General features: G+C 32.6%; 25 protein-coding genes. 19 read left to right on the top strand and 6 right to left on the bottom strand.

Translation table 11 applies throughout. The features are described from left to right. Positions 1–39 precede the first annotated feature (39 nt). Positions 40–633 carry a PhnA domain-containing protein gene (locus tag AC2DZ0_RS02355; protein ID WP_484643426.1) on the top strand — a complete coding sequence of 198 codons (594 nt, stop codon included), beginning with the start codon at positions 40–42 and terminating at the stop codon, positions 631–633. 77 nt (positions 634–710) lie between these two features. Here the strand turns inward: AC2DZ0_RS02355 and AC2DZ0_RS02350 are convergent, their stop codons facing one another. Further along, positions 711–1,430, bottom strand: a complete 720-nt coding sequence (locus AC2DZ0_RS02350) for a CDP-alcohol phosphatidyltransferase family protein (RefSeq protein ID WP_484644819.1) — start codon at positions 1,428–1,430, stop codon at positions 711–713. Positions 1,431–1,578: 148 nt separating this feature from the next. Here AC2DZ0_RS02350 and AC2DZ0_RS02345 point away from each other — a divergent pair, with 148 nt between their 5' ends. From AC2DZ0_RS02345 to AC2DZ0_RS02330, 4 genes are all read left to right on the top strand, one after another. After that, a complete protein-coding gene (locus AC2DZ0_RS02345; protein ID WP_484643424.1) occupies positions 1,579–2,541 on the top strand; it encodes a YheT family hydrolase in 963 nt (320 codons plus the stop codon). Between the two features lie 81 nt (positions 2,542–2,622). Next, positions 2,623–3,723 (top strand): putative type IX sorting system protein PorV2, encoded by a 1,101-nt coding sequence (locus tag AC2DZ0_RS02340; protein WP_484643423.1) that lies wholly within the window; start codon positions 2,623–2,625, stop codon positions 3,721–3,723. A 1-nt stretch (position 3,724) separates the two neighbouring features. After that, entirely contained in the window at positions 3,725–5,308 is a 1,584-nt protein-coding gene (gene lnt, locus AC2DZ0_RS02335; RefSeq protein WP_484643421.1) for an apolipoprotein N-acyltransferase, read from the top strand. A 176-nt stretch (positions 5,309–5,484) separates the two neighbouring features. Further along, the gene (locus tag AC2DZ0_RS02330) at positions 5,485–7,119 is read left to right on the top strand and encodes a M1 family metallopeptidase (RefSeq protein WP_484643420.1); all 1,635 of its coding nucleotides are present in this window, start codon (positions 5,485–5,487) and stop codon (positions 7,117–7,119) included. Here the strand turns inward: AC2DZ0_RS02330 and AC2DZ0_RS02325 are convergent, their stop codons facing one another. Then, positions 7,120–7,914: a M48 family metallopeptidase gene (locus tag AC2DZ0_RS02325; RefSeq protein WP_484643418.1), complete on the bottom strand. Its 795-nt coding sequence runs from the start codon at positions 7,912–7,914 to the stop codon at positions 7,120–7,122. 101 nt (positions 7,915–8,015) lie between these two features. Between AC2DZ0_RS02325 and msrB (AC2DZ0_RS02320) the strand changes: the two genes are divergently transcribed. From msrB (AC2DZ0_RS02320) to folD, 4 genes are all read left to right on the top strand, one after another. Beyond that, positions 8,016–8,468: a peptide-methionine (R)-S-oxide reductase MsrB gene (gene msrB / locus AC2DZ0_RS02320; protein WP_484643416.1), complete on the top strand. Its 453-nt coding sequence runs from the start codon at positions 8,016–8,018 to the stop codon at positions 8,466–8,468. Between the two features lie 4 nt (positions 8,469–8,472). Next, the gene (gene msrB, locus AC2DZ0_RS02315; protein WP_484643415.1) at positions 8,473–8,868 is read left to right on the top strand and encodes a peptide-methionine (R)-S-oxide reductase MsrB; all 396 of its coding nucleotides are present in this window, start codon (positions 8,473–8,475) and stop codon (positions 8,866–8,868) included. Between the two features lie 539 nt (positions 8,869–9,407). Further along, positions 9,408–10,736 carry a signal recognition particle protein gene (gene ffh, locus AC2DZ0_RS02310; protein WP_484491419.1) on the top strand — a complete coding sequence of 443 codons (1,329 nt, stop codon included), beginning with the start codon at positions 9,408–9,410 and terminating at the stop codon, positions 10,734–10,736. Positions 10,737–10,767: 31 nt separating this feature from the next. After that, positions 10,768–11,640 (top strand): bifunctional methylenetetrahydrofolate dehydrogenase/methenyltetrahydrofolate cyclohydrolase FolD, encoded by an 873-nt coding sequence (folD, locus tag AC2DZ0_RS02305; protein ID WP_484643413.1) that lies wholly within the window; start codon positions 10,768–10,770, stop codon positions 11,638–11,640. 35 nt (positions 11,641–11,675) lie between these two features. Here folD and AC2DZ0_RS02300 read toward each other — a convergent pair whose 3' ends face one another. The 4 genes from AC2DZ0_RS02300 to AC2DZ0_RS02285 all read right to left on the bottom strand — a co-directional run bounded on the left by AC2DZ0_RS02300 (position 11,676) and on the right by AC2DZ0_RS02285 (position 16,393). Then, positions 11,676–12,695: a DUF368 domain-containing protein gene (locus AC2DZ0_RS02300; RefSeq protein WP_484643411.1), complete on the bottom strand. Its 1,020-nt coding sequence runs from the start codon at positions 12,693–12,695 to the stop codon at positions 11,676–11,678. A gap of 12 nt (positions 12,696–12,707) precedes the next feature. Next, the gene (locus tag AC2DZ0_RS02295) at positions 12,708–13,634 is read right to left on the bottom strand and encodes a polyprenyl-phosphate transporter (RefSeq protein ID WP_484643409.1); all 927 of its coding nucleotides are present in this window, start codon (positions 13,632–13,634) and stop codon (positions 12,708–12,710) included. A gap of 86 nt (positions 13,635–13,720) precedes the next feature. Continuing rightward, positions 13,721–14,923: a Gfo/Idh/MocA family protein gene (locus AC2DZ0_RS02290; protein ID WP_484643408.1), complete on the bottom strand. Its 1,203-nt coding sequence runs from the start codon at positions 14,921–14,923 to the stop codon at positions 13,721–13,723. Between the two features lie 108 nt (positions 14,924–15,031). Beyond that, positions 15,032–16,393, bottom strand: coding sequence for a tetratricopeptide repeat protein (locus AC2DZ0_RS02285; protein WP_484643407.1), 1,362 nt, complete (start codon positions 16,391–16,393; stop codon positions 15,032–15,034). 315 nt (positions 16,394–16,708) lie between these two features. On the opposite strand from AC2DZ0_RS02285, the gene pyrR reads away from it, so the two are divergent. The 10 genes from pyrR to AC2DZ0_RS02235 all read left to right on the top strand — a co-directional run bounded on the left by pyrR (position 16,709) and on the right by AC2DZ0_RS02235 (position 25,644). Then, a complete protein-coding gene (gene pyrR / locus AC2DZ0_RS02280; RefSeq protein ID WP_484644817.1) occupies positions 16,709–17,251 on the top strand; it encodes a bifunctional pyr operon transcriptional regulator/uracil phosphoribosyltransferase PyrR in 543 nt (180 codons plus the stop codon). A 3-nt stretch (positions 17,252–17,254) separates the two neighbouring features. Then, complete coding sequence (locus AC2DZ0_RS02275; protein WP_300323737.1) at positions 17,255–18,184, top strand: aspartate carbamoyltransferase catalytic subunit; 930 nt, start codon at positions 17,255–17,257, stop codon at positions 18,182–18,184. Between the two features lie 23 nt (positions 18,185–18,207). Beyond that, the gene (locus tag AC2DZ0_RS02270; RefSeq protein ID WP_484643405.1) at positions 18,208–18,537 is read left to right on the top strand and encodes a hypothetical protein; all 330 of its coding nucleotides are present in this window, start codon (positions 18,208–18,210) and stop codon (positions 18,535–18,537) included. A gap of 12 nt (positions 18,538–18,549) precedes the next feature. Then, positions 18,550–19,470, top strand: a complete 921-nt coding sequence (locus AC2DZ0_RS02265; protein ID WP_484643404.1) for a ribonuclease Z — start codon at positions 18,550–18,552, stop codon at positions 19,468–19,470. Positions 19,471–19,581: 111 nt separating this feature from the next. Further along, positions 19,582–21,012 (top strand): DNA recombination protein RmuC, encoded by a 1,431-nt coding sequence (locus tag AC2DZ0_RS02260; RefSeq protein ID WP_484643402.1) that lies wholly within the window; start codon positions 19,582–19,584, stop codon positions 21,010–21,012. Positions 21,013–21,030: 18 nt separating this feature from the next. Further along, entirely contained in the window at positions 21,031–21,663 is a 633-nt protein-coding gene (locus AC2DZ0_RS02255; RefSeq protein ID WP_484643401.1) for a hypothetical protein, read from the top strand. Between the two features lie 87 nt (positions 21,664–21,750). Then, positions 21,751–22,401, top strand: coding sequence for a class I SAM-dependent methyltransferase (locus AC2DZ0_RS02250; RefSeq protein ID WP_484643399.1), 651 nt, complete (start codon positions 21,751–21,753; stop codon positions 22,399–22,401). Positions 22,402–22,428: 27 nt separating this feature from the next. Beyond that, positions 22,429–23,493 carry an ArsO family NAD(P)H-dependent flavin-containing monooxygenase gene (locus AC2DZ0_RS02245; protein WP_484643398.1) on the top strand — a complete coding sequence of 355 codons (1,065 nt, stop codon included), beginning with the start codon at positions 22,429–22,431 and terminating at the stop codon, positions 23,491–23,493. Positions 23,494–23,613: 120 nt separating this feature from the next. Further along, entirely contained in the window at positions 23,614–24,105 is a 492-nt protein-coding gene (locus tag AC2DZ0_RS02240) for an SRPBCC family protein (protein ID WP_484643397.1), read from the top strand. Between the two features lie 588 nt (positions 24,106–24,693). Then, positions 24,694–25,644 carry an SDR family oxidoreductase gene (locus tag AC2DZ0_RS02235; RefSeq protein ID WP_484643396.1) on the top strand — a complete coding sequence of 317 codons (951 nt, stop codon included), beginning with the start codon at positions 24,694–24,696 and terminating at the stop codon, positions 25,642–25,644. Positions 25,645–25,654 lie beyond the last annotated feature (10 nt).

The raw sequence follows: 25,654 nt of genomic DNA, 5'->3' as shown, positions 1-25,654 counted from the left end.
TAGTGTAAGTTTGTGTCTCTAAAAAACATCAATAAACTCATGAGTATACTATCCGAATTAGAATCAAGAAGTGGAAAAACCTGTGAACTTTGTGGTTCCACAAAAAACTTGGCTGCTTATCAAATAAAACCAATGAACACAGGAGGTATTGATGAAAATATTTTAGCCTGTACAACTTGTATAGAACAAATTGAAAACCCTGATAGCACAGACCCTAATCATTGGCGTTGTTTAAATGATAGTATGTGGAGTGAATTTGATAGCGTTAAAGTGATCGCTTGGCGCATGTTAAATCGTTTAAAAAACGAAGGATGGCCGCAAGATTTATTAGATATGATGTATCTAGAAGAAGATATTTTAAAATATGCTGCCGCAACAGGAGAAGGCTTAAGCGAAGATGAAAAAATAATTCATAAAGATTGCAACGGAGCTTTGCTTAGCAATGGGGATACTATTACCCTTACGCAGGATTTAGATGTAAAAGGTGGTGGAAATTTTACGGCAAAGCGAGGTACTGCGGTACGTAATATATCATTAACGCACGATAATGCAGAACATATTGAAGGTAGAATCAACGGAGTACATATCGTTATCCTAACAAAATTTGTAAAAAAATCTTTCCCTAAAGAATAATTACTTTTCATAAACATCATAAAAAAGGCGATTTCAATACAATGGAATCGCCTTTTTTATGATCTAATGTTTTGAATTTATTTTCTATTATTCCAAACAGAAATAATTACGTACAGTAAAATAATCAACGGAATCGCAATAAATTTTAATCCAATTAACATCAACATTGAAACTCCTAAAAACACAAATTTATAGTTATTGTCCTTCCATGAAAAATTTTGAAATTTCAGAGCAAACAATGGAATTTCTGCATTTAGCAAATACGAACATAAAATTGATATCGCTACCAATACATATGCATTTTCTAATAATTCCGTAAAAATTTCAATATTGCTGTAAGCTAAAATCCAAGGCAAGGAAACAATCAGTAAAGTATTTGCAGGGGTCGGTAGCCCAATAAAAGATGAACTTTGTCGTGTATCAATGTTAAACTTTGCTAACCTATATGCAGATGCCAGAGGAACTAACAAACCTATAAATGGTAAAAACTCAAAACCTTCACTTTGAAGCAAGGTTTCAATAGGGGCATTTGTTGTGGCTCTTAAAATTAATTGAAATAAAACGATTCCAGGTACCAAACCAGAGGTTACCATGTCCGCTAATGAATCTAATTGCTTTCCTAACTCCCCTTGTACATTAAGAACCCTAGCGGCAAACCCATCAAAAAAATCAAATACGATCCCTATGATTACGAATACTCCTGCTAATTCTAGAGCTCCAAATATTGCATAAAAAACAGCAATAATCCCTGATAACAGATTTAAAAGCGTAATTGTATTGGGAATATGTTTTTTTATATTCATTTATTTATTTTTTTGTAAAAATAGACAATCCCTCATAAAATCATAATCTTAAAATTTTAAAGTTTCTCAACCTATAAAATTACATGTCTCTTTCATCTAATCTCTCAATATTCTCTAGTATCTTTGTATTAACATTCAGTCTATGCCGCTAATTAATACTTCCTTTAAAGCCTCATTTCCGTTTACCAATAGTCATTTCAGTACCATGTACCGAACGTTGTGTACAAACCCTTCGGCTAGCTTTAATAGAAAAAGAATAGAAACACCTGATGGTGATTTTTTAGATCTAGACTTCGCTACCTGTAACTCAAAGCAGGCTGTACTTGTAATTCATGGTTTAGAAGGAAGCTCTGAGTCAAAATATGTCTTGACCACAACTTCTTTTTTGAATAATCATAATTATGATGTAATCGTTATTAATTTAAGAGGATGTAGTGGTCAATTAAACAATAAATTCAAAGCCTATCACACTGGTGAAACAGGAGATTTGCATTATGTTTTAAACCATTTAGCTACCCACTATGACTATCAAAATATTTCATTACTCGGTTTTAGTTTAGGAGGCAATGTTGTTTTAAAATACGCAGGAGAACAAAAAAATAATTTGAACGCTCTTGTTAATAAAGTGATCTCTATTTCTGCTCCTTGTGATTTAAAAGGTGCTTCTATAGTATTGGCAAAAAAAAGTAATTTTATTTATATGAAACGCTTTTTAAAAACGTTAGTATCAAAAGCATTGCAAAAGGCGGCATTATACCCTGATAAAAAATTGGACATTGACACATTAAAAAAGGCGCAAAATTTTGCAGATTTTGATTCCTTATTTACCGCTCCCTCATTTGGATTTAAAAATGCGGAAGATTACTGGGAGAAATCGAGCTGCAAGCCTTTTTTAAAAGACATTAAAGTCTCTAGTTATTTATTAACAGCAAAGAATGATCCTTTTTTATCGGCATCATGTTTTCCAATAGAAATAGCAAAAGCCAGTGATTATTTGCATTTAGAACTAACTGACAAAGGTGGGCATATTGGATTTGTGAAATCTTTTAGAAAAAGAAACGACCAATGGTTTGAGAGAAAAATATTGAATTATTTAAAGGATTAGCTACATTGATTTAAATACTGAACATAAATACAATATATTTGCAATAACATGGGGTAACCATGATAAAAAGATTACAATCATTTGAAAAAATTAACTTTCATTTTATTCATTTTTGCCTTTACAAACTCAATAGTTGGGCAAACAGCTCGTAAATATTCTAATGAATTTTTAAACATTGGTGTGGATGCAGCTGCTTTAGGGATGAGTAAATCTGTAACCGCTACCAGCTCTGATGTAAATTCCATTTACTGGAACCCAGCAGGTCTTTCAAAAATAAAAGTAAGTCAAGGTGCTTTAATGCATACCTCTCATTTTGCTGGAATTGCAAATTATGATTACGCTGCTGTGGCCTTAGCTCCAAAAGAAAATGATGGCCTTGTTCTAGCTTTTTCCGTAATTCGTTTTGGTGTGGATGATATACTGAATACTACACAATTAATTGATAACAACGGAAATATCGATTTCAATAGAGTAAGTCTTTTTTCTGCCGCTGATTATGCCTTTACATTTGGAATTGCCAAGGAGATTAAATCTGTGAAAGGATTAAGTATTGGATTAAACGCAAAAATTATTCGTAGAACGATTGGTGAATTCGCATCATCATGGGGTTTTGGAATTGATGCAGGTGCGCAATACCGTTTAGAAAAATGGCAGTTTGGTTTAATGGTGCGTGATATTACAACAACGGTGAATACATGGACCATAGATTCAGAGGGCTTTGAGGATATTAAAAATGCTATTCCCGGACAAAATGATGAATTACCTACAACTACGGAATTAACAATTCCTAAAGTACATTTAGGAATTGCTAGAAATTTTGATTTAAAAAACAAAGACTTTAAATTATTGACAGAAGTAAATTTCCATACAAGATTTGCTCAAACTAATGATATTATTTCTAATGAATCCCTTAGTATAGATCCGTCCTTAGGTTTTCAATTGGATTATCAGAAATTAGTATTTTTAAGACTAGGTGTTGGAAATTTCCAAAATGTCAATGAATTTGACGACAGTACTTCTCTTAGTTTCCAACCCAATATAGGACTTGGTTTCAGTTATCATGGGATCCAAGTGGACTATGCACTATCAAACATTGCAAATACAGGAAACGCATTGTACTCCAATACATTTTCTATTAAAGTAGATTTCGACTTTATGAAACCTAGAAAACAAAATAAATAGCATGAAAAAATTAGTACTGGCGATATTGTCAGGTTTACTTTTTGCCATCTCCTGGCCAACGTATGGTTTCCCTTTATTTTTATTCATTGCATTTGTTCCACTGCTTATTGCTGAAAAAAGCTTAAGAGATAATGGAACTAAAAAATCTAATTTAAAAATTCTTGGATTATCCTATGTTAGCTTTTTAATTTTCAATGCAATTACTACGTGGTGGCTGTATTACGCAACTCCATTTGGAATGTATTTTGCTGTTTTTGCAAATGCCTTTTTGATGAGTATTATTTTTCTTTTGTATCACATCATTGCAAAAAAAATCTCACAAAAACTTAGTCTATGGATGTTAGTGTGTTTATGGATTGGTTTTGAGAAATTCCATTTAAATTGGGAACTATCATGGCCTTGGCTCAATTTAGGAAATGGATTTTCAGAATACTATAAATGGATTCAATGGTATGAATATACAGGAACCTTTGGAGGTACGCTTTGGATTTGGATTGTCAATATTTTATTTTTCTATGCGGCAATCGATTTTCAAAAACACAAAAACTACAGACTGTTAATTAAGACTAGCTTACTACCTATCTCGGTTATAATTATCGGTATTTTTTCATCACTTTACCTCTACGATACTTTTAAGGAATCTGAGGAAAGTGTAAATGTTATAGTACTACAACCTAATATTGATCCTTATACAGAGAAATACAAAACTACCAATTATGGTATGGCTCAAGATTTAATTGACTTAACCCAAACAAAACTTGATTCTAATAATTACTTTGTAATAGCGCCAGAAACAACCCTATCAAAACCTGTACAACTCAATAAATTCAAAAGAACGAAAGAATATTATAAATTAAATAGTTTTGTACTTTCAAATCGTAATGTAGCTTTTTTATCAGGAATTACCTTTTATGATAGTTTTGATTCAAACCAAAAGCCTAATGCCACGGCCAATTATTTTAGGAATAGTAAAAACTGGTATAACAGTTACAACTCCTCTATTTTTCTTAGAGCGAAAAAAGAATTTGAGTTTTACCATAAATCAAAATTAGTAGTTGGTGTAGAACACATACCTTATCGAAATATTATTTCACCGCTATTAGGTGGGTATATGATTGATTTAGGTGGTTCTGTTTCTACTTTAACGACACAAAAAGTAAGACAGGTTTTCACTTTTAATAAAAACACCTTAGCTCCGGTGATTTGTTATGAATCCGTATACGGAGAATATGTTACAGACTATGTTAAATTGGGTGCCAACTTTTTAGCAATCATTACCAACGATGGTTGGTGGAGTACTAGTCAAGGACACAAGCAACACTTAAGCTTAGCTAGACTAAGGGCTATTGAAAACAGAAGAAGCATTGCTAGATCAGCAAATACAGGAGTATCCGCCCTCATCAATCAAAAGGGAGATATTATGCAAAGTATAGCGTATGGATCTAAGGGAGCGATAAAAGGCTCTATTAAGACTAATTCAAAAACCACTTACTATACGGAACAAGGCGATTATATATTTAGAATTGCCATGTTGGTTATGGGAATCGTTCTCCTTACTTCTTTTACCAAAAGAAAACAAAACTAAAAATAAAAAAGTCCTGATCTTAAATCAGGACTTTTTTTTGTTATCGATTTCTTCCATAAACCTCTACTATTACTATCAATGGTTCATTTATAGTTTTAAAAAAATAATAGCTCCAAAAAGAAAATCATATCTAAATCGCTTTTTATTATATTTACGTATTAACCAAATCAAATTGCATGAAATATATTGTAGTAATTCCCCTGCTATTCCTAACATTTATCTCATTTGGACAAAAAGAATTTCACACAAAACAAGACAGTCTGCGTGGTAGTTTAAACGAAAATAGAAGTTGGTGGGATCTGCAAAAATATAATTTAGAAATAGATGTTGATCTCTCTCATAAATCTATCGCTGGTCAAAATACCATCACATACAAAGTAATCAAAGAGGCGAAAATCATGCAAATTGATCTTCAAGACCCCATGTTGATCACAGAAATATTACAAGATGGTCAATCGCTAAAATTTAAAAAAGAAGGAGCCGTTTATTGGATCGAATTCACAAAAAAACAAAACCTTGATTCCGTAGAGACTGTTAAGATTAAATTCCATGGAACTCCTAAAGAAACGACAAAAGCACCTTGGGAAGGAGGTTTTACTTGGGCAAAGGACAGCAATGGTTTTGATTTTATTGCCACAGCCTGCCAAGGTGATGGTGCTAGTTTATGGTGGCCTTGTAAAGATCATCTTTCCGATGAACCGGATTTAGGAATGGAACTTTCTTATACTGTTCCTCAACATTTAGTTGCAGTTGGAAATGGTAGGCTTGTAGAAACCAATTTCGATAGTATCAAAAAAACAAAAAGTTACCATTGGAAAGTTATCAACCCAATAAACAATTATGGAGTTCAAATGTCGATAGGAAATTATGTCTCCTTTTCTAACACACATCAAGGTGAAGCAGGTGACTTATATTGCGACTACTATGTGTTAAAACAAAATTTCTATAAAGCGAAAAAACAATTCCAACAAGTAGATAAAATGCTACAAGCCTTTGAATTCTGGTTTGGTCCTTATCCTTTTTATGAAGACGGATACAAAATTGTGGAAGTTCCTTATTTAGGGATGGAACATCAAAGCGCGGTGAGTTACGGAAACAATTATGAAAATGGATACCGAGGTACTGATTTAAGTGGTTCTGGTTGGGGACAAAAATTTGATTTTATTATCATTCATGAATCGGGTCATGAATGGTTTGGAAATAACATCACCAACAAAGATATTGCTGATATGTGGATCCACGAATCTTTTACTAATTATTCTGAAGTGATGTATCTAGATTATTTTTATGGACTTAAGGCAGGAAATGAATATGTTCAAGGCATTCGAAAAAACATAAAAAATGACAAACCTATTATCGGTCCTTATGGAGTAAACCAAAGAGGTTCTGAAGACATGTATTATAAGGGAGCAAATATGTTACATACTATACGATATGTGATAGGAAACGAAGGTACTTGGCGACTTCTTTTAAGAGGATTGAATCATCAATTTTATCATAAAACTGTAACAACAGAGCAAATCGAAGCTTATATCACTGATTTTACAAAAACAGACTTTTCTTCCATCTTCAACCAATATTTAAGAACTACACAAATACCAACCTTAGAATACAAACTCGGAAAAAAATATGTAAAATACCGTTGGACAAATTGTGTACCGGATTTAAAATTACCAATCCGTATTTATATAAATAATGTACAACATGTTATCAAACCAGCATTGGAATGGAAAAAAACCAAGTTCAACTACAAAATAAACACATTCGCAATAGATCAGAACTATTATATCAACACCAAAAAGATGAATTGATTATTTGTATTTGGCAGCCAAACTTTTAGCTTCTGGAATAAACGCTTGTAATTCTTTAATTCGTGTGTCATTCGATGGGTGTGTACTCATAAATTCAGGAGTACTACTAGATCCAACTTCTTTCATGCGCTTCCAAACATTCACTGCCTCCTTTGGATTATATCCTGCCATGATCATAAAAACCATTCCTAATTTGTCTGCTTCTGTTTCATGCTGACGGCTAAATTTAAGCATTCCAAGTTGCGAACCTAAACCATAGGCCATATTCCACATCATTTGATCCTGAGTCTCTTGTCCTGAACTTCCAGCAGCCACTGCTACAGCACCCATTTGCTGAATCTGTTGCGAAGACATTCTTTCTTGACCATGCTTAGCAAAGGCATGTGCTACTTCATGTCCCATAATCGCTGCAATACCATCCGTATTTTTAGCTATTGGTAAAATCCCTGTATAAAAAACAACTTTTCCCCCTGGCATACACCAAGCATTCATTGTTTCATCTTGTACTAAGTTAAACTCCCATTCATAGCTATCTGCCTCCTTACTCATGTGATTTTCTCTCATGAATTTTGTAACGGCAATTGATATTCTTTGCCCTACTTCTGAAATCTCCTCAGATTGTTCTTTATTCTTTGATAAAGTATTTTCTTCTAAGAACGTTTTGTACTGAGCAAAACTCATTGGTAAAACTTCTTCGTCAGAAACAAAATTAAGTCTTTTCCTTCCTGTAATTGGAACAGTTGAACAACTTACCACGATTAAAACAAAAGACAAAAGAGAACAGTAAAACTTCATAATATTTTTTTAACTTTGATATGCAAATATAGAATATAGATAATTAAACACGACTGTAAGTCTCCTAAAATTATCTCGTCTATATTGAAAATGTTCATCATATGAAATACCTAATATCTATAGTACTCCTAACCCTACTTACAACTCTAAATGTAGTTTCTCAACAAAAAATAATAAAAACGGATAAAGAATGGAAACAGCAATTGTCTGAAATGGAATATTATGTTTTACGAGAAAAAGGTACTGAAGCTCCTTCTTCTGGAAAGTATAATAAATTTTATGAACCCGGTATTTACTATTGTAAAGGTTGTAAAACTGCTTTGTTTGACTCCAAAAACAAATATAATTCCTACAGTGGTTGGCCCTCTTTTGATAGATTTATAAATAAAAATGTCTCAGAAATTTCTGACAACAGTCATGGCATGAAAAGAACTGAAGTGGTTTGTGCCGTTTGTGATGGACATCTTGGACATGTTTTTAACGACGGACCCAAAACTACTGGTTTAAGATATTGTATAAATTCCGTTTCTTTAACTTTTGAACCTAAAAAATAATTTGATGAAAAAAATTACGAAATCTGAAAAAGAATGGAAAGAGCAATTGAATGAAAATGAGTATTACATTCTTCGTGAAAAAGGTACAGAACGCCCTCATACTGGAAAATTTAATCTACACTTTGAAAAAGGGAGATATACCTGTAAAGGCTGTGGTACTCCTTTATTTGAATCTAATTCTAAATTTGATGCCCATTGCGGTTGGCCTTCTTTTGACAAGGCTTTGCCTAATAAAATAAATTATTTAAAAGACACCTCATTAAGCAGAACTAGAACAGAAATTGTTTGTAGTACCTGTGATGGACACTTAGGACATGTTTTTGAAGATGGCCCGACGAACACCGGTTTAAGATATTGTGTCAACTCGTTATCAATAGATTTTGAAAATGAAAAAAATTAAACTAATTTTACATTTCAATATAGTATAACCACATACCCCTCTTGAAAACCTAAAACAATCATGAGTAAATCATGTCCAAACTGTAATTCTTCAAGTAACCGAATTAGAATTAATAGAAACCTATGGATGAAATTAATCCCGGGTTCCTACAGATATAAGTGTGCAAATTGCTACGCTACCTTTATTTATATTGTTGCTCTTAACAAATCTTTTTTGAATAAAAGACCTAGTTTTAAGATCACAATGAATACCAAAGCCTAATGTATTAAAAAATGGGAAAAGATTGTCCTTCTTGCGGATCAAACACAAGGTACAAAACAAAAAGGCCTTTGAAATTGAAAATGCTTCCTTACACATCTCTTTATAAATGTATGAGCTGCAATACTTATTATGTATATTCTCGTATAAATGATAGATCTTATGTTTATAAGAGAACGGTTTTAGCTACTAGAAATTAGCATAAATTATTTTTACTGTACTCTTTGATAGACTTCGAGTTTCTAGTATCTTTGTCGCTTTAAAAATCTATATTTAATAGTATGTTTCAAAATTTAAGCGAAAAATTAGACAAGGCTCTACATGTTTTAAAGGGTCATGGTAAAATTACTGAAGTAAATGTTGCAGAAACCCTGAAAGAAGTTCGTAAGGCTTTGATCACTGCAGATGTTAACTACAAAATTGCTAAAGATTTTACTTCTAGAGTAAAAGAAAAAGCTATTGGACAAGATGTATTGACTACCTTAAACCCTAGCCAGCTTTTAGTAAAACTTGTGAAAGACGAGTTAACAGAGTTGATGGGAGGTGAAACTGTTGGTGTAAATTTAGCTGGAAATCCTACTGTAATTTTAATGTCTGGATTGCAAGGGTCAGGTAAAACTACCTTTTCAGGTAAATTAGCAAACTATTTAAAATCAAAAAAATCGAAACAAGTATTACTTGTAGGATGTGATGTTTATCGTCCGGCCGCAATAAACCAATTGCAGGTTGTTGGTGAACAAATTGGCGTTGAAGTATATGCAGAAGTTGGGAATAACAATCCTGTAGAGATATCTCTTAACGCTATCAAGCATGCCAAAGCTACAGGTAAAAACACTGTAATAATTGATACCGCTGGTCGTTTAGCCGTTGACCAAGAGATGATGACCGAAATCTCTAACATCCATAAGGCGGTTAGTCCACAAGAAACCTTATTTGTGGTTGATTCAATGACGGGTCAAGATGCTGTTAACACAGCGAAAGCCTTTAATGATTTATTAAATTTTGATGGAGTAATTCTAACAAAATTAGACGGTGATACACGCGGTGGAGCTGCTTTATCTATTAAATCTGTTGTAAACAAACCAATTAAATTTATTGGTACTGGTGAAAAAATGGAAGCTATTGATGTTTTCCATCCAGATCGTATGGCCGATAGAATTCTTGGAATGGGAGATGTTGTTTCTTTGGTTGAAAGAGCCCAAGAGCAATATGATGAAGAAGAAGCTCGAAAAATCCAGAAAAAAATTGCCAAAGATCAATTTGGATTTGACGATTTCTTAGCACAGATCCAACAGATTAAAAAAATGGGTAACGTTAAAGATTTAATGGGAATGATTCCTGGAGCAGGAAAAGCAATGAAAGATGTTGATATTGATGACGATGCTTTTAAAGGTATCGAGGCAATTATTCATTCTATGACCCCAGGAGAAAGAACAGACCCTAAATCAATCAATGCTAGTCGTAAAAAAAGAATCGCAAAAGGTTCTGGAACAAGCATTCAAGAGGTAAATCAGTTGATGAAGCAATTCAATCAAATGAGTAAAATGATGAAAATGATGCAAGGTGGTGGTGGCCGCAAAATGATGCAGATGATGCAAGGAATGCGCTAAACCATTTTATAAAGAAACAAAAATTTGTACCATGACAATTTTAGACGGAAAACAAACTTCTGCAGATATTAAAGCGGAAATTGCTGAAGCAGTAGTTGAGATAAAAAACAACGGTAAAAAAACACCACATTTAGCAGCTGTTTTAGTTGGTACTGATGGTGCTAGTATGACCTATGTAGGTGCCAAAGTAAAGGCATGTAATTTAGTTGGATTTGAATCTACTTTGATCGAATTACCTGAAGAAACTACTGAAGAAAAAGTATTAAGTGTTATCGCTGATTTAAACAACAATCCTGAAATAGACGGATTTATAGTTCAATTACCACTTCCAAAGCATATAGACGAACATAAAGTTCTAATGGCTATTGATCCTGATAAAGATGTTGATGGATTTCACCCAACCAATGTTGGAAAAATGGCACTAGAACTACCTACTTTCTTACCAGCTACTCCTTATGGAATCATGGAATTATTAGAAAGATACAAAGTTGAAACTTCTGGAAAAAACGTTGTGGTTATTGGAAGAAGTCATATTGTAGGACGACCTATGAGTATACTTTTAAGTCAAAAAAGAACTGCTGGGGATGCTACAGTTACTCTAACTCATAGTAGAACAAAAAACCTAAAAGAAATTACTCAAGAAGCTGATATTATTGTTGCAGCTCTTGGTATAGCTGAATTCTTAACAGGAGACATGGTAAAAGAAGGAGTTACTATTATTGATGTTGGAATTACTAGAGTTGACGATGCCTCAAAGAAAAGTGGTTTTAGACTTGCCGGAGATGTACACTTTGAAAGTGTTAGCAAAAAAGCTAATTTTATTACTCCTGTGCCAGGTGGTGTAGGTCCTATGACTATCGCGATGTTATTGAAGAATACCTTATTAGCTTGCAGTAGAAAATAAAAAAAAACACAAATATTAAAAAAAGCCGTTACAATTTAGTTTGTAACGGCTTTTCTTTTTCTTTCATAAAAATCTATTGCTAAAACAACTCCTACCCCAAATAAAATAAAAAGTACAGAATACCAGTTTTCAACTATCCCCATATCGGGAACAAACCTCTTATAATTCTCAACAACTCCTACTCCATCATTATCCAATAAAACTACACCATTTTCTGTTGCTAAAATCTTCTCTTTCCATGGCCATACCATTCCTAAGGAACCAACAATAAAGCCAATAATCAAGGCCGTTACTATATGATTCCATCGCTTCAAAACATATCCTAAAATATGAGATAAGGTAATCAAACCGAAAAAAGACCCAAAGAAAAATGTTATTGCAATCTTTATATATTTTATGTTTTTTTCAACGTCCAATACTTCAAAATGTCCCAAAATAACTGAACTTGCTACCTCAAAAACTACATTTACACTATCTACCAAAAGCAACACATAATTTCCCATTAGCATCAAAATAAAAGAGCCAGACAAACCAGGGATTGTCATACCACTAACTCCAATAACGCCACAAAAGAAAACAAACCATAAGTTACTGTTTTCCGTTGCTGGAGGAAGATAACTTAATGCTGCACCAATCAAAATACCCAATAAAACAAAGCTTAAATTTTTTGTACTCCAATATTTATAGTTTTTACCTATATAATAAATAGAACCCAAAATCATTCCAAAAAAAGTACTCCACACATAGGTTTCATAACGTGTTAAAAGAAAATCTAACACTATAGATACAGAAAAATAACTAAATAGACTGCCTCCCATTACCAACAAAAGAAAAGAAATATTTAAATACTGAAACAAAGAACTGAATCTTCCTGCAATCAATAATTTAAAGGCTTTTATGTTTACCTTTCTAAAGGTGTAAATCATTTCTTCATAAAAACCAAGGACAAAAGCTACGGCACCACCTGAAACACCGGGTACTTTATTTGCAGAACCCATTGCCAATCCTTTAAGGAAAAGAAATACTTTCTCTTTTGAACTTCGTTTTTCTGACATCAGCACATCATTTTAATCTAATTTTTTCTCTGCTTGTACTTTTTCTAAAAATAAGATAACTGCATATCCAACAATGGCCAGAACAACTGCTAATAACAGTTGGTTATCTTCGTAATCAAAAGGACTTATACTTTTTTGAAGCAATGGAACCTCCTCTCCATGAGAATTCGTTCTCCATGTTAGGGTTTCTTTCCAAGGCCAAATTTTATTTAATGAACCAATAATAAACCCAGTTAATCCAGCTAAAGTCAAATTTTTAAAGTTTGAAAACAACCATTTTAAAATTTTAGAAAAACTCAATAACCCGACTACAACTCCGGCTCCAACTGTAGCTATTAATTGTATATCTCTGGAATGAATCGCTTCTAAAATCATCTTATAAGAACCTAGCAGAACCAAAATAAAAGACCCAGATATTCCAGGTAGAATCATAGCACAAATAGCCAAAGCTCCTGATATAAAATAAAACAACAAAGAGGCTTCATCTGACACCAACGGCTCTAATATGGTTATATAATAAGCAATCCCTGCACCGATTACCATAAGTAACACCGTTTTAAAATCCCATTTTGTAATTTGTTTTCCTATAAAAATTACACTAGCCAAAACCAAACCAAAGAAAAACGACCAAAGCAATATAGGCTCTGTTTCTAAAAGGTAAGAGATTCCTTTAGCTAAGGATATAACACTTGCTGCTATTCCGAAGAGTAACACACTTAAAAAGTTACCATTTATTGAATTCCATGCAGCTTTTATTCCATCCTTTTTTAAAATAGAAATTGTTTTGAAATTGATGCTACTAATACTACCTAAAAGTTCTTCATAGATACCTGAGATAAATGCAATAGTACCTCCTGAAACTCCTGGTACTACATCAGCAGCCCCCATAGCCATTCCTTTTAAAAATAAGACTATATATCCTTTAATTGATCTTTCCATATGTAAATTTTATTTTAACAAATGTAACATTTATAAAAGAGATAATTCCTACCTCTATCCTTTCAAATATAATTTTTCAGGTATTTTTATTTTAGATCATACGACTCTTTCCAATACTGAGTAACACCGGTATACATAGCGTCTAGTGACATCTGGACAGCTATAGCAGTATGTCCACCTGTATAAATATTAGAAATCGGCTGTGTTTTGTTTGCAATAGCTTCTTTAAAATCAAACAAAGCTTGTTTAGTTGGTTCCATATGAGATATGTTTATTTTCTTTCCTTTATCAGAACCATAACTATTCGTTTTAGTGGCACCAGAAACTCCATCTACCAAACCTATTGAAGGTTTTTGGTCTTTAGAATAATATTTAATCCAAGCTGCATTCGGCCCAATTGTAATTACTCCTTTTCTTCCAATAACCTTAATTTCATAGCCACCTGGTATATTACCCGTTAAACATTTAAAACTTGCTTTCACTCCACTTGGATATTCAAACAACAAATGAGTGTTGTCATAAGTCTCTCTTCCGTCTTGATAAAAATCGATCCCCCCAGTACCCATAATTTTTTTCGGGTTTTCTCCTAATACCCAGTTTACAAAATCTATTTGATGAGAACTTAACTCCGCTGTTAATCCACCTGAGTACTCTCTATACATCCTCCAATTGATGGATCTTTCCAATGAAGGTTTCGGCACAGGTTGTCTCCAATCGCCTTTTCTGTACCATTGACATTCAAAAGAGCTAATTTCACCGATTTCCTTAGAATTTATTATTTCTACAACTTTCTGATACAATTTAGAACTATGATATTGATGCCCAGTTTGAAATATTAACTTTGAGTTTTCTACTTTTTCGACCAAAGACTTGATTCCATTAATTCCTTTAACAGTAGTCTTTTCACAATACACATGTTTACCAGCCTCTATAACATCCATCGCTATTTTTTCATGTGTATAAAAAGGTGTAGCGATTAAAACAGCGTCGATTTTTTTATTTTTTAAAATTTCTCGATAATCCTTATATCCTTTTACAGTACCATCGGTTTTAGCCAATCCATTCACCAAACGGAACTCTAACACATCACAAAGTGCAACAACATCAATTCCCTGAACAGATTTAACAACAGGCAATAACCCTATTCCACGACTTCCGGAACCAATAATCGCGAGCCTGATATTTCTTTTAAATAAATCACTTGACAAACCTGTAGCCATCGCAGATCCCCCTAAAAATAAACCTGCAGATAACGCACTTCCCTTTTTAACAAACTCTCTTCTTTCCATATTTCTTTTTCAATAAGCTTTTCTCTAATTATTTTAATACTAAAATGTATTTTATTACAAATAATGCATAAAAAAAGTTCCAAATCTGGAACAATTTTTATATCTCTTTTATTTTTTAAAATTTTCTATGATCGACTTCACTTCTTCTATTTTAAAAAAACCAGGATACAATTCTTTCATCACTTCATGAAATTCAAAGTCAATAGCTAACCCGTTTTTTAAGTGTAAAAAGGAAGCATCCTTATCTCCTAACTGTAGAAATAATCCAAACAACCTGAACTCTATTTCAGCCGCTTCGTTAAAATATTTTTTTGCTTTTACCAAGGTGTTTAAAGATTCTGAATAATCTCCTAAATAATATTGAACATCAGAAAGAGCCAACCAAATCTCTAAAGACTTATCATCCAAACTCAGACAGCGTTTAAACGCAACTATTGCCTCTTCAAAAAAGCTTAATTTAATATTTATCTCCCCATATTTCCTCCAATAAACAGCGTTAAACTCATCAATAGAAAGTACTTTTTTTATGTAATATAAAGATTTTGAATAATCCTCTAATAAATAATATACATCCGTCAAAGACATCCATGCTTTATCCAATAATGGATCTTCATTAACTGCTTTTTTATAAAATTCTGCAGACTTCTTCAATTGATTTAAATTTCTAAAACAATCTCCCATACGCAAAAACACAAAAGCAGTTGGATCATCTAACTCCAAAGAAATGGAATAATTTTCAACAGCTTCCTCGTAACGCCCTAGTATCTCCAAAGTTTTCGCTTTCTCTAAATAGCCACCAATAAAAGATTCATCAATTAAAACAGCGTAGTCAAATGCTTTCAGAGCCTCTTCGTGGTTCTCTAACACCATATATTGCCTCCCTAATTGATGCCAAGCTACTTCACAGTAGGGGTTCATATCTAAATATTGCTTCAAATAAACAACGGCCTCCTGATGCTTTTCATCCATATCAAAACAATAGATGATATTATATAATGAAGAATAATCTTCAAAATCAACCTCTAAACATTTTGCAAAATTCAATCTAGCTTGATCAAAGTCATCTAAATAAAGATACTCCATGGCCAACAATGAAGACACATCTGCCACATCATTTGTAAATTCTAAGGCTATTTTTAGAGAATCAATCGCTTCTTTGTGTTTGTCTATTTTAGAAAAAATAGCGGCCCTTTGAATATGCACCTCCTCATTGGTAGGTTCTATTGCTTCTAATTCATTCAAAAGCTTTTCGGCCGTATCAAATTGCTCTTCAAAGATAAATAGCTCTACTTCTAACAATTTCAACAAAATAGAACTAGGATGTTGTTCAAGCCCTAATTTAACTGCTTTTTTTGCCAAAGAATGCCGCCCATTATCTAAATAGTAATGAATAATTTCTTCGAATTCAGACGAATCAAAAAAATACACTTTGTTGGTTTTCAACATCGATTCAAATTTTGATAAAGACATATTCTTGCTTTTAGGTGAAACAATAACTCTACTTGTTTAAAATTAGTATTTCTCTTTTCTTAATATACGGAAAAAAGAAATTGTTTTTAACAATTTAATCAACAAAACAGGCTCTTTAGCTCTCTGCTTATCAGTATAATGATCAAAAAACGCACCAAAATATTTTTATTCAACTTGTAATTAATTAATTATCACATGAAAAGAAATGAAGATTTTACATAAAAAATTGCCTTTAAAATATTTCTCATTAACTTAATAAAACATATTTGTTTGAGTATATTTGTTGTAACAAAAACAAGCTTTCTATTCAGTTATATGGGCAACAAAATATTACTAAACTCTAGAGAAATTGAAATCATTTTACATAGATTAGCCTGTCAGTTAATCGAAAATCATGATGATTTTTCAAACACCGTTTTACTTGGACTTCAACCTAGGGGTACTTTTTTAGCAGACAGACTTGCGAAACTTTTAAAAGAAGAATATCAAATTAAAGAAATTCCTTTAGGGAAATTAGATATTACTTTTTTTAGAGATGATTTTAGAAGAAGAGAAGCACCTCTTGAGGCAAATTCTACTCAGATTGATTTTCTAGTGGAAGGTAAAAAAGTAGTGATTATTGATGATGTTTTATATTCAGGTAGAAGTATCAATGCCTCATTAGCTGCCTTACAATCGTACGGGAGACCCGAACAAATTGAACTTTTAGTATTGATTGACAGAAGGTTTAGTAGACATTTACCTATACAACCTGACTATAGAGGGAGACAAGTAGATGTAATCAATAACGAAAAAGTATCTGTTCATTGGAATGAGAATGACACGGAAGATGCAGTATATTTAACAACGAACAATTAAAGAATGAAATCATTAAGTGTTAATAATTTATTAGGTATTAAACATTTGAATCCACAAGATTTGGATTTGATTTTTGAAACTGCCGATCACTTTAAAGAGGTGATCAACAGACCTATAAAAAAGGTTCCATCATTAAGAGACATTACCATTGCAAATCTCTTTTTTGAAAACAGTACTAGAACCAAACTTTCTTTTGAATTAGCTGAAAAAAGACTTTCTGCAGATGTCATCAATTTTTCTGCCGCTCAATCATCTGTTAAAAAAGGAGAAACTTTAATTGATACGGTAAACAATATTCTTTCTATGAAAGTAGATATTGTTGTAATGCGTCACCCTAATGTAGGAGCCGGAGTATTTTTATCAGAACATGTAGATGCGAAAATAATCAATGCCGGTGACGGTACACACGAACATCCAACCCAAGCCTTATTGGACTCTTATTCCATTCGAGAAAAATTAGGAGACGTGGCTGGTAAAAAAGTTGTTATCATTGGAGATATTTTACATTCAAGAGTAGCTTTATCAAATATTTTTGCCTTGAAATTGCAAGGTGCAGAGGTTAAAGTATGTGGTCCAACAACTTTGATTCCGAAGCATATTGAAAGTTTAGGAGTAAAAGTAGAAACAAACCTTAGAAAAGCTTTAGAATGGTGTGATGTAGCAAACGTGCTTAGAGTACAACACGAAAGAATGGATATCAAATATTTCCCTTCTACAAGAGAATACACGCAGTTATTTGGAATTAATAAAGAAATCCTTAATTCACTTGACAAAGAAATTGTTATCATGCACCCTGGACCTATCAATAGAGGGGTTGAAATTACAAGTGATGTAGCCGATTCAGATCAATCTATTATTTTAGATCAGGTTGAGAATGGTGTTGCGGTTAGAATGGCCTGTATTTATTTATTGGCTGAGCAAATTAAAAGATAGTTTTACTTTTAAATTTTTTGAAAATGAATATTGAAAAAAAAGATAATTACACCCTCATTCAAGTTACAGAATCTTCATTCGAAGCCTTTTCTGAAGCGTTTCAAATTGATGATTTTTCTAAAGAAAATATATTCCTGAATTTTATAAATGCTTTTGAAATTACAACAGCACAAATAGATAGTTTTTCAGAAATATCCATGAATAAAAAAGAAAATGGAACTTCTTTTATCATCATTGCTCCCGGAATTGAAATTGATGATTTAGAAGACGAAACACTTAGTGTTGTACCTACGTTAATAGAAGCTGAGGATACTTTGGAAATGGATGCTATTGAACGCGATTTAGGACTTTAATTATTTTCAAAAATGAGCATTAAATTAACCATTTTAGGATGTCACTCTGCTTCTCCAAGACAGAACGCCTTTCCTACTGCTCAATTTTTAGAAATTAAAGATCGTAATTTTTTAATCGATTGCGGAGAAGGAACCCAAACGTTATTAAGAAAACACAAAGTTGCCTTTTCTAAAATAAAACATATATTTATTTCTCACCTCCATGGAGATCATTTCTATGGTTTGATTGGTTTGATATCTACTTTTGGATTACACAATCGAGAAAATGATTTGCATATTTACGGACCAAAAGGAATTAAGGAGGTAATTACACTTCAAATTAAATTAGCCAAATCATGGACCAAATACAAACTATTTTTTCATGAATTGGAGAGTCTTGAAAGTGAACTTATTTTTGAAGATAGAAAAGTAAAAGTTTTTACCATTCCTCTAAAACATAGGGTATATACCAATGGCTTTTTATTTCAAGAAAAAACAGGGGAACGCAAACTTAACATGGACGCCATCCAAGCAAATCCAGAGATAGAAATTTGCGATTACCATAATTTAAAAAAAGGCAAAGACTTTACATCTGAAGATGGAAAAAGTACAATTGCCAATACTAAATTAACTTTCCCGCCTAACAAAGCACTGTCTTACGCTTTTTGCAGCGATACTAAGTACCACCCTCCCATTATTCCAATTATCAAAAACGTAGACTTACTCTATCATGAAGCTACATTTTTAGAAGACAAAAAGGAATTAACTGACAGAACCAAACATTCTACAGCTAAAGAAGCAGCCTCAATAGCACAGCAAGCAAATGTTGGTCAATTAATCTTAGGGCACTACTCTTCTCGTTATGATGATTTGAATCTTTTTAAAGAGGAAGCAAAAAGCATATTCCCTAAGGTATCTTTAGCCGAAAGTGGAAAGGTATTTGAAATTAAATAGCAATAATCTTATTGTTTATAACATTTATTTTTTTCACAGTTTTATCTCTTCTTTCATTTTAATTATTGTGTAAATTTGTTGAAGATTCCATCTTTATAAAATATTTATTCAATGCAAAACCCTTTAATTCTACTTGTAATTATTCTTGTTGCAAGTTTTGTTGGCTACCTAATCGGACAAAAAATTTCTAAGCTAAAATCTGACAAAGAAACCATTGTCTCTGATGAAAAAATTAATTTATTAAACCAACAATTAGAACAACAGAAAATTTCTTCTGAAACAGAAAAGAATAATTTGATTGAAACCATCTCTAAATCAGAAAAAACAACGGAAACAATTAAATTTGAAGCTGCCAAAAACATAGAACAACTTAGGACTGCAAAGGATAACGAGCTAGAGGAATTACGACAAAAAAACAATACCCTGTCTATTGAACATACCAAACTAGAAGCGGAACTAAAAAACACACAAGAAAAGCTAAAAGAAAACAAGCAAGAAGTTGAACAACTTCAAGAAAAATTCACAAAAGAATTTGAAAACCTAGCAAACAAAATCTTAGACGAAAAATCTATAAAATTCAAAGAACAAAACAAGGAAAGTATTGGAGAAATACTGAACCCGTTAAAAGAAAAAATTCAAACTTTTGAAAAAAAGGTAGAAGACACCAATAAAGAAAGCATCGTTAGAAATTCTGCTTTAAAACAACAAATAGAAGGCCTAGAGAAACTTAACTTAAAAATGAGTCAAGAGGCTATTAATCTAACAAAAGCCTTAAAAGGTGATAGCAAAACTCAAGGGAATTGGGGTGAATTAATTCTTGAAAGAGTCTTAGAAAAATCTGGACTTGAAAAAGGAAGAGAATATGATTTGGAAAAAAGTTTTGCTACAGAGGAAGAAGGAAAAACAAGATTAAGGCCTGATGTAATTATCAACCTACCCGACAACAGAAAAATGGTAGTGGATTCAAAAGTATCCTTAACTGCATACGAACAGTATGTGAATGCTGAAACCGAAAACGAAAGGATTACTTTTATCAAAGAACATGTAAATTCTTTAAAAAGACATGTGGACCAGTTAAGTGCAAAAAAATACGAAGATTTACACCAAATTGAATCTCCAGACTTTGTGTTATTATTTATCCCAATAGAACCTGCGTTTGCCGTTGCACTTGAAGCAGATCATGAACTATACAACAAAGCCTTTGTAAAAAATATTGTGATTGTTACCCCTTCAACATTATTAGCTACCCTTAGAACTATCGATAGTATGTGGCAAAATGAAAAGCAACAAAAAAACGCTATTGAAATAGCAAGACAAGCTGGTGCCTTATATGATAAATTTGAAGGATTGCTACAAGATTTAATAAAAGTAGGAAACAAACTTAAAGACACAAAAACCGAATACGAAGGTGCCATGAATAAACTTGTTAACGGTCGTGGAAACCTTATCACTAGCGTTGAAAAAATTAAAAAATTAGGTGCTAAAGCTAAAAAAGCGCTACCGAATACGCTTTTAGAACGTGCTCAAGAATCGGACTCCTAAATAAAAAACAAAATCGCTATGAAAAAAAAGTACCTTTTAATCATACTACTCATTTCTGTTAGTTTTGGCGGAATCTGTCAAGACTACGTAAAAAAAATTGCGGATAAAACTTGTCTGTGTGCCAGTAAAATCCCTGATTCTTTAAGCAATGATAATTACAATATGCAACTTGGTATTTGTATGATAGCTTCAGCAAAACCCTATAAAAAGAAACTCAAAAAAGATTTCAATATTGATTTCAATCATATTGACGGACAAGCGGAACAGTTGGGAGAACTTATCGGAATGCAAATGATTGGATCTTGTCCAAATACCATGATGGAAATTGCTAAAAGAAATGAAGATCCTATACTAGAAGAAGTATCCCTAAAAATACAAGGAAAGATTGTAGACATTGAAGAAAATCAATTTGTAACCTTCCTCCTTAAGGATGGGACTGGTAAAACTAAAAAATTTATTTGGCTTTACTATGTTGAAAGTAAAATTGACTTATTTACAGATTATAAGACAATGAAAAGTAAAGCCGTATCGATTACTTACAAGCAACAAGAATTATACGACCCCAGAATTGGAGAGTATAGGAATTACAATATTATCATTGGTATAGAAAAGATAAGAAGTTCGTCAAGAAGCACCATTGGAATGCTATAGCTTTTACGAGTATACCTAAAATTCAATTTTGTATAAAACGTTTTTAGCGAATTTAGAAATTCCTTTGACGCAATAAACAATCACCATATGAATCATGAATTCAGAAAAAAACTAGGTATTCAAGAAGACAAACCCAACGATTGGTTTGAAAATTTATATGCTGATTCCAATGATTCTGGTCAGGGTGTGCCTTGGGCCAATATGCAAGCACATCCTCTATTCCAAAACTGGATACAGAACAAGATTCCAATACAGAATAACAAGACAGCTTTAGTTATTGGCTGCGGATTAGGTGATGATGCTATTGAACTTGAGAGAAATGGCTATAAGGTAACTGCTTTCGATGTTTCTGAAAGTGCCATAGAGATATGTAAAAAACGATTTCCTGCCACCAAGGTGAAATTTCTAAAAAGTGACCTACTTGCAGGGGTACCAGAATGGAAAGAAAAGTATGATTTTGTTTTGGAGATTTTCACTATTCAAGCACTTCCTCCTAAATATGAGGCTGTTTTAATTAATAACATATCTGATTTTGTAAAGCCAAAGGGTAGATTAATGGTCATTACAGAAGTTCAGACTTCCAAAAGAAATTACGAAAATGGTCCACCTTGGCTTTTAAATCATAACTACATAGATTCTTTTGAAAAAAATGGGTTCCTACTAATTGAAAATTTCAAAAGTCTAGAAACCCATATTGGTGAGGAAATTCATTTATCCCTATTCGAAAAAAAATCATAACTTCTTGATTTTATAATTCAAGAACTTATGGTTGATACTTCGGAATTAGAAATTTATGACACAATTATTATTGGTGGTGGACAAGCGGGACTATCGGTAGCATATTATCTGCGAAAAACCAATTTAAATTTTTTAATCTTAGACAACCAATCAAAAGCTGGAGGTGCTTGGTTACATACTTGGGATAGTTTGAAATTATTTTCTCCATCGCAGTACAGCTCTTTATCCGGCTGGCAAATGCCTGAATCCGAAAATGAGTATCCTACAAAAACGGAATTCCTAAACTATTTAGAGGCCTATGAAAAGCGCTATAATTTCCCTATAAAACGTAATTGCAACGTAATTAAGGTTTCTAAAAACAGTGCTATTTTCCAATTAGAAACGAACCAAGGGAACTTTTTATGCAAAACTTTGGTGAGTGCTACCGGAACCTACCTATCCCCTTTTATCCCCCAATACCCCAATGCTCACTTATTTCAAGGAAAACAAATTCATTCTATAAATTACAAAAACACCAATGATATTAATGATAAAAAAATTCTTCTGATTGGAGCCGGAAACTCAGGATCACAAATTCTAGCAGAAGTTTCAAAAACCAATCAAACTACCTGGGTTACAATTGACACCCCTGTGTTTTTACCAGAAGATATTGATGGTCGCTATCTATTTATACAAGTAAATAACAGTTATCTAAAAAAAGAAACAGCCAATACCAAAGAAAAAATTTCTTTAAACAACATAGTTCAAGTAGAAAGTGTAAAAGAAGGATTAGATAAAGGTATCTACAAAGATCATAGACCTTTCAAATCTTTTTATGATCAAGGTGTCATTTGGAGTAACGGCACAAAAGAAAAGTTTGACATGCTTATTTGGTGTACAGGTTTTAGCCCTAATCTAAAGCATTTAGAAAACTTAAACATTATAGAAAACAACAAGATTAAAACCAATACTTGTCGTGCTATTGATGAACCTACACTTTGGTTAGTTGGCTATGGAAATTGGAATGGATTCGCGTCTGCAACCATATATGGTGTTGGTAAAACAGCCAAACAAACAGTTTTAGAAATCATTTCGTTTTTTAAAAACAACTAACGATTGTCTAATAAGCTGGTAGCATAATTTAAAACTTACCCAACTTGGTCAAAAAAACACAATACCCCTGACACACCCTTATCATACTCGACCATTACTTTTGTTTAAAACTAAAACAAAATGAGCACATCAAAATTTCAAGAAACAGTAAATGTATCAGCAGATAGAGTTTGGGAGGTACTATTTGAGCAATACGGCAACATTCATACCCATAATCCAAACATGACAAGTTCTAAATATTTAGAACATTTTTCTAAGGGGGATTTAAATTGCCCCAGACATGTAACTTTTAACGAGAAGCTATACTTGGAGGAAACCATTACAGAAGTTGATCGAAAAAAAAGATTCAAAGTTGTTGCCGATAAACACAACCTTCCTTTCTTAAAAGATATGTCGGCAGTTTATGAATTAACAACCATTGAAGAAAATAAAACCCTGATCACCATGACTTCATCAGTCACCTCTTCTCCTAGTTTCATGATTTCCTTAATGAAAGGGCAATTAGGAAAAGGTTTGAAACAACATCTTTTTGGTTTAAAATATTACCTAGAAACTGGAAAAACAGTAAACAAAGACAACTACAACACTGTTTTTAAGGAATATAACCCATAGAATACATTTTTGAATTTACGCGTTTATCTGAATTAGCATGTTGCATTAATTAAAGTTACATTAACTCAATAAAAACGTCAATTACCAATTCTTTTTTTTTCCTAAATAATTCAGACTGGTTATTTGCATTAAGTTTAATAAATTTTAATTCATAAATGTTAGAGATGGCTAGTTTATTTTCAAAAGAGACGTTATAGCACAAGGCGTTACAAAACAACGCATAATTGAAAACCTAACTAAAGCAGATAAACGCGTAATTTTTGATCCACTAGCAAAAACTTTGTTCTTAGTGCAAGTATTATTAAAATCATGGGACATAAACTGACTGTTTGGATTACTAAAAAAGTCACTCCTGGATTTCATGAACATTTGATCTCACGAACCAGATTTACTGATGAACTTGTAGAAAAAAAAGCGGCTGAAGGTTAGGAATAATACATGATACATAGAGCATTTTGTAGTGACTAAAAAACTAAAAACTAGTTAAATATTCCAAAAAGTATACGACATATGAAAATATGTATAACTCAGTAAAAGGTAATCGCTATTATCTTTGTATCATTATTAATCGTTTAAAAATGTGCTATTATGAATACAAATAAATACGGTAAAAAAGGTTGGACGCCCGACAGAATAAGTAATTTAAATGGAAAAACATATATAATTACGGGCACAACAAGTGGAACTGGATTTGAAGCGGCAAAAATCTTGCTTTCAAAAGGTGCCAAAGTGGTTATGCTTAATCGAAACACACAGAAAGCAGAGCACTCTATAAAAATCATCGAACAGGAACTTGGTGACCAAATTGATGTTGTATCTCTTAAAATGGATTTATCAGTACAAACTTCAGTAAAGGAGGCTGCTGCCGAAATCATCAAAACCATTCCAAAAATTGACGCTTTAATTTGTAATGCAGCAATAGCGCAAGTACCAACTAAAAAGTTAACAGTTGATGGTTGGGAAAGTCAAATGGGAACAAACTTCTTTGGCAACTTTTCACTACAAGCATTACTTTTTCCACTGATAGAAAAATCAAAAGGAAGGATTGTTACTGTTGGAAGTCTAGGATATAACATGGGCCTTAAGACCATTAAATTTGATGATCTAAATTGGGACAAAGATTATACTCCAAATAATGCTTACAGCCAAAGTAAACTTGCTCAGATTATGACAATCTATGAACTTCAAAACAAACTAAAAGAAGTCCATAACACAAATGTAAAAGCCTATGCTTGTCATCCTGGTTCCTCAAGAACAAACTTGATAAATTCAAGTGGTAGTTTTATGATGAAGTTTATTTTCAATTTAATGAAACTTTCTCCTTTAACACAATCCGCTGAAAAAGGCGCATACCCACAATTAATGTGTGCTACCGAGCCTAATTTAGATCAAAACGAATTTTATGGCCCAACCGGTAGAAATTATTGGACAGGTCCCGTAGGTGCTCATACATTAGAACCTCATGCTAAAGATAGTTTTGTTGCAAAAAAATTATGGGAACTTTCAGAAAAAGAAACTGGTATTCAATGGAATTTTTAAATTTGTATGA

It is taken from the genome of Flavicella sp. IMCC45668, assembly GCF_057219105.1.
Note: the sequence above shows the minus strand (reverse complement) of the source record. Positions and strands in the feature narration are given on the sequence as shown.